Consider the following 1,181-nt stretch of genomic DNA (forward strand, 5'->3'; position numbering starts at 1 on the left):
ATCACTCGATGATGCTGGCGACGACGCCGGCGCCGACGGTACGGCCGCCTTCACGGATGGCGAAGCGGAGCTTCTCCTCCATGGCGATCGGCACGATCAGCGCAACATCGACGGTGATGTTGTCGCCCGGCATCACCATTTCGGTGCCTTCGGGAAGCGTGACGATGCCCGTCACGTCCGTGGTGCGGAAATAGAACTGCGGGCGGTAGTTCGTGAAGAACGGCGTGTGACGGCCGCCCTCTTCCTTGGTCAGGATGTAGGCTTCGGCCTTGAACTTCGTGTGCGGGTTCACCGAACCCGGCTTGCAAAGAACCTGGCCGCGCTCGACGTCCTCGCGCTTGGTGCCGCGCAGCAGCGCGCCGATGTTGTCGCCCGCCTGGCCCTGGTCCAGCAGCTTGCGGAACATTTCCACGCCGGTGACGATGGTCTTGGTCGTCGCGCGGATGCCGACGATCTCGACTTCCTCGCCCACCTTGACGATGCCGCGCTCGACGCGGCCGGTCACCACCGTGCCACGGCCCGAGATCGAGAACACGTCCTCGATCGGCATCAGGAACGGCTGGTCGATCGGACGCTCCGGCTGCGGGATGTAGGAGTCCACCGCCGCCATCAGCTCGAGCACCGCGTCATGGCCGATCTTCGGCTCGCGGTCTTCCAGCGCGCACAGCGCCGAGCCCTTGATCACCGGGATGTCGTCGCCGGGGAAGTCGTAGGACGACAGCAGCTCGCGAACTTCGAGCTCCACCAGCTCCAGCAGCTCCTCGTCGTCGACCATGTCGACCTTGTTGAGGAACACCACCAGCGCCGGCACGCCGACCTGACGGGCGAGCAGGATGTGCTCGCGGGTCTGCGGCATCGGGCCGTCGGCCGCCGAGCACACCAGGATCGCGCCGTCCATCTGCGCCGCGCCCGTGATCATGTTCTTCACGTAGTCGGCGTGGCCGGGGCAGTCGACGTGCGCATAGTGACGGTTGGCCGTCTCGTATTCCACGTGGGCCGTCGAGATCGTGATGCCGCGCGCCTTCTCTTCCGGCGCCGCGTCGATCTGGTCGTAGGCCTTGAACGTCGCACCGCCGGTCTCGGCGAGCACCTTCGTGATCGCGCCGTCAGCGACGTCTTGCCGTGGTCGACGTGTCCGATCGTACCGATGTTGCAGTGCGGCTTCGTCCGCGCGAATTTTT

Annotated in this window: 1 pseudogene; it reads right to left on the reverse strand. The window is 65.9% G+C overall.

The annotated features are described in order from the left end of the window. Position 1: 1 nt before the first annotated feature. Positions 2-1,181 (reverse strand): annotated as a pseudogene (tuf, locus tag A6302_RS20375) (elongation factor Tu); the annotation flags it as partial.

The sequence above is a fragment of the Methylobrevis pamukkalensis genome (assembly GCF_001720135.1).
In the GTDB taxonomy this organism is placed as follows: Bacteria; Pseudomonadota; Alphaproteobacteria; order Rhizobiales; family Pleomorphomonadaceae; genus Methylobrevis; species Methylobrevis pamukkalensis.